This is a genomic window from Corynebacterium sp. NPDC060344, from assembly GCF_042725215.1.
Lineage (GTDB): Bacteria > Actinomycetota > Actinomycetes > Mycobacteriales > Mycobacteriaceae > Corynebacterium.
Window position 1 is genome coordinate 81418 of sequence record NZ_JBHXCS010000009.1, and the last position, 7451, is coordinate 88868.

The 7451-nt window shown below is 70.0% G+C and carries 7 protein-coding genes and 1 tRNA gene; 4 read left to right on the forward strand and 4 right to left on the reverse strand.

The genetic code is table 11. The features are described 5' to 3' along the window. Window positions 1-23: 23 nt before the first annotated feature. Together ACFWGD_RS10930 and ACFWGD_RS10935 are read right to left on the reverse strand one after the other, a co-directional pair. Entirely contained in the window at window positions 24-626 is a 603-nt protein-coding gene (locus ACFWGD_RS10930) for a DNA-binding response regulator (RefSeq protein ID WP_377778727.1), read from the reverse strand. Continuing rightward, entirely contained in the window at window positions 623-2008 is a 1386-nt protein-coding gene (locus ACFWGD_RS10935; RefSeq protein ID WP_377778728.1) for a sensor histidine kinase, read from the reverse strand. Before ACFWGD_RS10935 ends, ACFWGD_RS10930 begins: the two co-directional genes overlap by 4 nt. Window positions 2009-2179: 171 nt before the next feature. On the opposite strand from ACFWGD_RS10935, the gene ACFWGD_RS10940 reads away from it, so the two are divergent. Further along, window positions 2180-2683: a hypothetical protein gene (locus ACFWGD_RS10940; protein ID WP_377778729.1), complete on the forward strand. Its 504-nt coding sequence runs from the start codon at window positions 2180-2182 to the stop codon at window positions 2681-2683. Window positions 2684-2766: 83 nt separating this feature from the next. Here the strand turns inward: ACFWGD_RS10940 and ACFWGD_RS10945 are convergent, their stop codons facing one another. Next, complete coding sequence (locus ACFWGD_RS10945) at window positions 2767-3426, reverse strand: TetR/AcrR family transcriptional regulator (protein WP_377778730.1); 660 nt, start codon at window positions 3424-3426, stop codon at window positions 2767-2769. 334 nt (window positions 3427-3760) lie between these two features. Here ACFWGD_RS10945 and ACFWGD_RS10950 point away from each other — a divergent pair, with 334 nt between their 5' ends. Both ACFWGD_RS10950 and ACFWGD_RS10955 read left to right on the forward strand, forming a co-directional pair. Further along, window positions 3761-4321 (forward strand): hypothetical protein, encoded by a 561-nt coding sequence (locus tag ACFWGD_RS10950; protein ID WP_377778731.1) that lies wholly within the window; start codon window positions 3761-3763, stop codon window positions 4319-4321. 124 nt (window positions 4322-4445) lie between these two features. Then, on the forward strand, window positions 4446-5435 hold the full coding sequence (locus tag ACFWGD_RS10955; protein WP_377778732.1) for an LLM class flavin-dependent oxidoreductase: 990 nt from the start codon (window positions 4446-4448) through the stop codon (window positions 5433-5435). 15 nt (window positions 5436-5450) lie between these two features. On the opposite strand, the gene ACFWGD_RS10960 is transcribed toward ACFWGD_RS10955, so the two are convergent. Next, window positions 5451-6623, reverse strand: coding sequence for an FAD-dependent oxidoreductase (locus tag ACFWGD_RS10960; RefSeq protein ID WP_377778733.1), 1173 nt, complete (start codon window positions 6621-6623; stop codon window positions 5451-5453). A 211-nt stretch (window positions 6624-6834) separates the two neighbouring features. On the opposite strand from ACFWGD_RS10960, the gene ACFWGD_RS10965 reads away from it, so the two are divergent. Further along, window positions 6835-6907, forward strand: a tRNA-Arg gene (locus ACFWGD_RS10965). Window positions 6908-7451 lie beyond the last annotated feature (544 nt).

The window sequence follows — 7451 nt, forward strand, 5'->3', positions numbered from 1 at the left end:
TTTGCGTGCGCGGGGTGCGCCTCTCAGATCCAGCCTTCCTCCCACGCGATGTCGGAGGCTTCGCGGCGCGTGGCCACGCCGAGTTTGCGCATGGCCTGCGACAGGTAATTGCGCACGGTGCCGGGCGCGAGGTGCAGTTCGCCGGCGATGCCCTGCACGGTCGCGGCGCCGCGGCCGACGCGCAGCACGTCGAGTTCGCGGTCGGTCAGGGGAGTGCGCTCGGCGGTCAGCGCCGAGGCGGCGATGTCGGGGTCGACGTGGCGCTTGCCGGCGGCGACGGCGCGGATGACCTCGGCGAGTTCGGACGCCGGCGTCGACTTGGTCACGAATCCGGCCACGCCCGCGGCCATCGCGCGCCGCAGCACCCCGGGCCTCGCGTGCCTGGTGACGATGATCGACTTCGTGGCCACCTTCCCCGCGATCTTCTCCGCCGCCTCGACGCCGTCGTGGCCGGGCATTTCCAGGTCGAGCAGGCACACGTCGGGTTTGAGCTCCACGGCGCGGGCCACGGCCTCGATGCCGTCGCCGACCGACGCGATGACCTCGATGTCCTCCTCAAGATCGAGCAGGGTGGCCAGTGCGGTGCGGATCATGTCCTCGTCGTCGGCGAAGAGCACGCGGATCATCGGGAAACCTCCTGGTCGGTGCCGGTGCCTGGGGTGGTCCCAGTATCGGCGGGAACGGTCGCGGTCACGGTGAATCGCCGGGTGTGGCCTGGTGGGGGCGACGCCGGGACGTCGTCAAGCACCGCCAGCGTGCCGCCCGCCTCCGCGAGCCGCTCCCGCAGGCCCGCCAGGCCCGAACCCCCGTTCTTGCTTGGCGACGGCCCATCCCCAGCCGGTGCGTCGTTGCCGATCCGGAGCAGCCAAGCGCCGGGGGCCGCGGCGCGGGCGATGGTGATGTCCACCGGGCCGGGGGCGCCATGGCGCAGGACGTTCGTGGTGGCCTCGCGCAGGACGCGGCCGAAAATGGCGCGCGCGGCAGGGGCGGCGGGGAGCTCGGCGGCGTCGACCGTGCAGCGGAAATCCGCCGCGGCCAGGACGTCGCGGGCGTTGGCCAGCTCCTCCTCCAGCTCCGGGGCGCGATAGCCCTGGACCAGCTCGCGGGTGTCGGCCATGGCGTCGGCGGCCAGCGCGCGGATCTCCGCGATCTGCGCCCGGGCGGCGGCGATGCGGGAGGGGTCGGGGGCGGGGGTTGCCGTGGGGTCGTCGGGAAGCAACCGTTCGGCGAGCTCCGCCTTCAGTGCGATGACCTGCAGCGTGTGACCCTGGATGTCGTGGAGGTCGGCGGCGAAGCGCAGGCGCTCGCGCGCTACCGCGAGGCGGCTCTCCGTCGCGCGGGCGTGGTCGGTGCGGCGGATGACGTCCCAGCTCCACGCGGTCGCCCAGATCATCGGCGGGAAGAACACGTGGAGGATGATCGAGCCGGGGAGCGAGCCGGCGTCGTCGGGCGCGGCCATTCGCTCGATGGCGATGGCCGCCGCGGACACCGCGATCGCCGCCCACCACCAGCGTCCGCCGGCGCGGCAGGCCAGCAGGGATATGGCCGTGATCAGGGGCAACGACGACCATTGCAGGGGTGCGGCGATGGCCAGGATCGCCGCGCCGAGGACGAGCATCGCGGCGGGCACCGGCCACGTGCGCACGCCGCTGCCCAGGCCGTCGCGAAGCCCGGGCGCGAACGACAGCTGCACGCCCGCCGACACCGCGCACGTCACCGCGATGAGCACCGCGCGCGCGACGTCGGTGCCGCCCGCCACGAAGGCCGGCAGCAGAAGGAGCGCGTGGCCTGTGGCGATGAGCATGACCAGGCCCGACAGCGAATACCACCAGCTCGCCCGGACGCCGCCGGAGATGGTGCCGCGGGGGCGGTCCGGGGCGGCGCCGGGCAGCTGGCCCGCGCCCCGGGGGACGGAGCGGGAGGTGCGGGAGTCGGTGTGGGTGGAGGTGTGGGGGGAGGGTGCGGCTTCGCGGGCGGCGGCGTCCGTGGAGTCGGCGGCGTCGGTCATGGGCACCACCGTAGAGCAATGACAGTTGTCACGGTCCGCGCATGACAGACATCCGGGCAGGTCATGACGCCAAAGCCCTACCGGCGCACCGCCCTGGCCGCGACAGTGGACACCGAACCACACACCAGCGGCACCCGGATCGGACCGGGGCCGGAATCGGAAGGAACCGTCATGCAGGACTTCATCGCCACCCTCCAGAACTTCGTCGCCACCATGCCCGACGCCGTGCAGTTTCTCGGGGTCGCCGTCATCGGCCTCATCCCGTTCGTCGAGTCGCATCTCGGCTCCGTCATCGGCGTCGCCGCCGGCGTGCCCATGCCGCTGGCGGTGCTGGCGGCCACCGTCGGCAACACGCTGTCGGTGCTGGCCTTCGTCTATGCGGGCTCGACCGTCCGCGCTGCTTTTCGACGCCGCCGCGGCGCCTCCGAGCAGCCCGAACCCGGGGAGAGCCGCGGTTCCTCCCGCGTGTTGGACAACATGAAGCGCTTCGGCGTCCCGGGTGCGAGCCTCATCGGCCCCGTGCTGCTGCCCTCGCAGTTCACGTCGAGCGCCCTGGTCGGCGCCGGTGCGCACCGGGGCACGGTCGTCGCGTGGACCCTCGTCGCCGTGGTCGTGTGGGGCGTCGTCTCCGGCGCGATGGCGGCGGGCCTGTTCAACGCCGCGGGCATCGTCTAAGGCTCACGGTTGGTGCTCCGCACCCCGAGCCCTGCGCCCCGTGCCCCCGCAAGTTCAGCGGGGCGCGGGGCGGTCGGCCGTCGTCAAGCAATTCCGCCCGGGGCAGACCCCGAACCGTCCGCATCCAGCCCGAGAACATCGAGCTGGGTGCGGACCACGTGCGTCCACAGGTGGTCCGCCGGGTCGGCCGTGCCGGTGAAGTGGCCGCCGAGCTCGAGGGTCAGGGCGCCGATCATCTGGGACAGCGCGGCGAAGACCGGGGCCGCGCGGTCGCCGCCGACCGGGGCGAGCTGTGCGGCCAGGGCGGCCTCGACGGGAGAGGCCGGTGCGGCCGGGGCGAGGTCGAGGAAGCACCGGGCGACGCGCTCGGCCAGGGGGATCGTTTCCGGGGGAGCGGCGTAATCGGGGATCGGGGTGCCGTAGATCAGCTGGAAGTCGTGCGGGGATTCCAGGGCCCAGCTGCGCAGTTCGTTGGCGCGCCGCAGCCACGTCTCCGCGGGCGAGGGGCCGTCGACGGACTCCAGGCGCGCGGCCAGCTCGGCGTAGCTCTCCTCGATGAGGGCCGTGAGCAGGGCTTCCTTGCTGGGGTAGTAGCGGTACACCGCCGAAGAGACCATGCCCAGTTCGCGCGTGATGGCGCGCATGGACAGGGCGACCGGTCCGACCTTGGCCAGCTGCGTGCGACCGATGGTGCGGATGTCCTTCTCCAGCTTCTGGCGGTTGAGCTCCCTTTTCCCGGTCATGGGACCAGTGTCGCACGAAAGCCGGAGAAAAAGCGAGCACTGCTCTTGTTAATTCGAGAGCGGTGCTCTACGTTGGGTGGTGTAAGCAAGAGCGGTGCTCTTGAATCGAATGGGTGAGGTGGTGGGTGCGATGTTGAAGGCAAGGGTGAAGGCAATGTCGAAGGCAAAGTCGGTGGCAATGGGCGCTGCGATGGAGGATTCGGGGATGGCGTCACGGGCGGTGACGACGGTGCCTCCGGAGGCGGTGTCAAAGCGGGCTGCAGAGCCAGCGAGTCCGCGCCCAGCGGCGGGCCGGGTTCTGCCGGGCGTGCTCGCGATAGTGGGCGGAGTTTTTATGGCCGCCTTTCCGCTGTTGCGGCCGTGGGGCGACAAGACCGGTGGTGCGCCGGAGATGATCGAGGCGTTCGCGTCGCCGATGTGGGTCGTGGCGCACATGTCCGGCATGGCCGGATTCGTGCTGATCGCGGCAGCGGTGTTGGCGTGGGGCCGGCGCCGGGCGCGAGGCCCGGGAGTCGCCCAGTGGTGGATCGCCGGGGGAGTGGCGCTGATCCTGCCGTTCTTCGGCGCGGAGACGTTTGGGTTGCACGTCGTCGCGGCCACGGCGCCGCAGGACATCGCGATCGCGACGGCCGCTGGGATTCGTGAAGGGCTCCCGCAGCTGACGGCCTTCGGGCTCGGTCTGCTGGCCATCGCCGCCGGCGCCGTGCTTCTCGCACTCCGGGATCGAGCGGCGGTCGTGCTGGCGATTGGGTTGGCCACCTATCTGCCGCAGTTCTTCTTCGGGCCGGAGATCCGGATTGCCCACGGCGTGGTCCTGCTGGCCGGGGCCGTGTGCTGGGCGTGGTCCAGTTGGCCGGGACCGCGTGGTGAGCGTGGTCCTGCTGCCCGGGGCTGAGTGGTGGGCATGGTCCATCAGGAAGCGGGCGGTGACTCGACCGAAATTGGTGATGCGGCAATAAACGGCGGTACCCCGGCGTTGAACCGAGAAGGAATTGAGCCCCGATCTGCAAGGAGCGACCATGATCCGCACCGAGACCATCCTCGACCTGGCCACCATTGGCGGAAATCAGACCCACGCCGAGGCGTTGCAGGGTTCCATCGCTTTGGCGCAGACCGCCGAGAAGGCCGGGTATGAGCGGGTCTGGTACGCCGAGCACCACAACATGCCGACCATCGCGTCGTCGGCGCCGGCCGTGCTCATCGCCGCGATCGCAGCGCGGACCGAGAGGATCAAGCTCGGCTCCGGCGGGGTCATGCTGCCCAACCATTCGCCGCTGACCATCGCCGAGCAGTTCGGCACTCTGGCCAATCTGCATCCCGGCCGCATCGAGCTGGGGCTGGGCCGCGCGCCGGGCACCGACCAGCGCACTATGCGCGCGCTGCGCCGCGATCCCCGCTCCGCCGACTCCTTCCCGCAGGACGTCCAGGAGCTGCAGGGTTACCTCGGTGACGAGACGCTCATCCCGGGCATCAACGCCATCCCCGGCAAGGGCACGAATGTCCCGCTGTACATCCTCGGCTCGTCGCTGTTCGGCGCGCAGTTGGCAGCGGCGCTCGGCCTGCCCTACGCCTTCGCCTCGCACTTCGCGCCTGATGCGATGCTGCAGGCGATGGAGGTCTACCGCGACAACTTCGAGCCGTCCGAGCACCTGTCGGAGCCGCACGCTTTCGCCACCATGAACGTCATCGCCGCAGATGACGAGGACGACGCCACCCGTCAGCTCATCGCCGTCCAGCGCGGCCTCGTCCGGTCGATGCTGGCCCGCGGCGACAAGCGCTTGACCGACGAAGAGGCGGACATGCTCCTGGACACTCCCCAGGGGATGAAGGTGAAGAACATGTTCGGGCACGTGGCCGTCGGCAAGCCGGATCGCGTGCGCGAGCAGATCGCCGAGTTCGGGCGGTACTCCACCGCCGACGAGCTCATCGTCGTGCATCAGGCGACCAAGCTCGACGAGCGTCTCCGCTCCGTCGAGCTGACCGCGCAGGCGCTGGGCCTCGGCGCCTGATCGGGAGCGTCGCGTTCAGCGGACGCGCTTGCCGTAGGTCTCCGCGATCGACTGGGCAGTGGCCTTCGCGTGCGGGCCGAGTCCGGTGATCGTCGCCGACCCCGGCCCCGCCCAATCGCCGTATCCGACCAGGTGGAGCCCCGGAACCGCCGGTTCCCGGCCATTGAGCAGCGACCGCACCGGTCCCAGCGCCGGCCGGAAACCCGTGCACCAAATCAGATGGTCGAAGGGCTCATCGCCGGGGCCCGCACCGCCGTCGCTGCCGCCGCTGGCATCGCCGACATGACCGCCGCCCGCACCGTTCAACTCATCGAGCGACGCGAACATCGGCGTCGCCCGCAACCGGCCGTCGTCGCGCGCGGCCAGGACCTCCGGCAACATCACGATGTCGCCGAGCTGCGAATCGGAACCCGGATCGCCCTCGCCACGCAGGATCGCCAGCATCCGTTCGCGATTGCGCCGAAACAGCACCCGCCCGTCGACGTCATCGGGCATCCACCGCGGCTCGCGGCGCGTGAACCACGTGACATCGGCGACGGCCGTCAGTTCCGCCGCGATCTGCGCCGCCGAATTCGCGCCGCCCACCACGGCCACCCGCGCGCCCTCGAACGGCCCCGTCCCCGGGTAATTCGCCGAATGCCATTGCGTCCCGCCGAACCTCCCCGGCATGCCCGGCACGAACGGCGCCGCCCACGTGCCCGTCGCCGCCACGACATGATCCGCCGTCCACGTTGTGCTTGTCGACGACTCCTCCTCGTCCGCCCCCTCCTCCGGCCCCGCGAGCTTCTCCCCGCGGATCACGAAGCGGGCATCGTCGGGGTGTGGGGTGGAAGAAGCGTCGTCAAGCAGGCGCTTTGAACCGCCCCGGAACTCGACCCGCGTGACATGGACGGGGCGCTCGACGGGAATGCCGTAGCGGTCCTCGTACATGTCCAGGTAATCGATGACGTGCGAAGCCGGCGGGAAGCCGTCGAAATCGGGCATCGGGATGCCGGGGAGATTGGAGAACTCCGCCGTGGAAAACAACGTCATCGACGGCCACACGTGCCGCCACGCGCCGCCCGGCCCGGCCTGATCATCGAGGACCGCGACGTCGATGCCCGCGCGGAGCAGATACCGCGCCGTGGCCAGGCCCGCCTGCCCGCCGCCGATGACGATCACCTGATGCGAGGGGGTCGGGGAGGTCATGCCACCACTCTAAGGGCGTGCGCGGCGCGGTGGATTGCGGTGCTCGGGTGGTGCTTGGGTGGTGCTCGGACCGTGCTCGGGCAGTGCTTGAGCCACGCTGGAGTATTGCTCGAGAACAACCCAAAATGCGCAGTGAACTGGGGATTTGTTCCGGTGTTGGGCGCGGGGTATCGTTACATCCCGTTGCACGGGCCAAGCCCGAACAGCGAATGCGCCCGTAGCTCAACGGATAGAGCATCTGACTACGGATCAGAAGGTTAGGGGTTCGAATCCCTTCGGGCGCACGGTTTCCCCGGTAGGCATCGCCTGCCGGGGATTTTCGTTGCGCGGGGCCGGCGGCGTCACTCGGGGGTTAAGGGCCACAATGTGTTGGATCGCAGCAGTGTCGGGTTCCGTCACGTGGTCCGTAGCTGCGTTGAGATCCGCTGCGTGTGCTCCGGCACCGGCTGTGGACGCTGAGGGGCACACAGCGTCGAATGTGGGTTTTCACTGGTCACGGGGGCGGTGGCCGTCGTCAAGCGAGCCGCAATCGACTGTGGGGACAACCTGAGAACAACCTATTCAAGCTCGGAGTTTTCGAGGCCGTCGGAGGGGGCATGACCTGCAGGAGATTGAACTTTCGGACCCCCTTTTCTTCAAGCTCAGAGCTTTCGTGTCCCCCGGGATGGGTCAAGTCCAGGGAAGTGGTGTACGTACCTTTCGAATAAGCCGGACTATCTACCGGCATTTGGGCCCTGCCCGAGCAGGGCAATAATCCCCGATCACGCCAGAGCCCCCACACCCATGGCCGCGGTGCCGTCGGCGTCTATGACGCCGGCGGCCATGGCC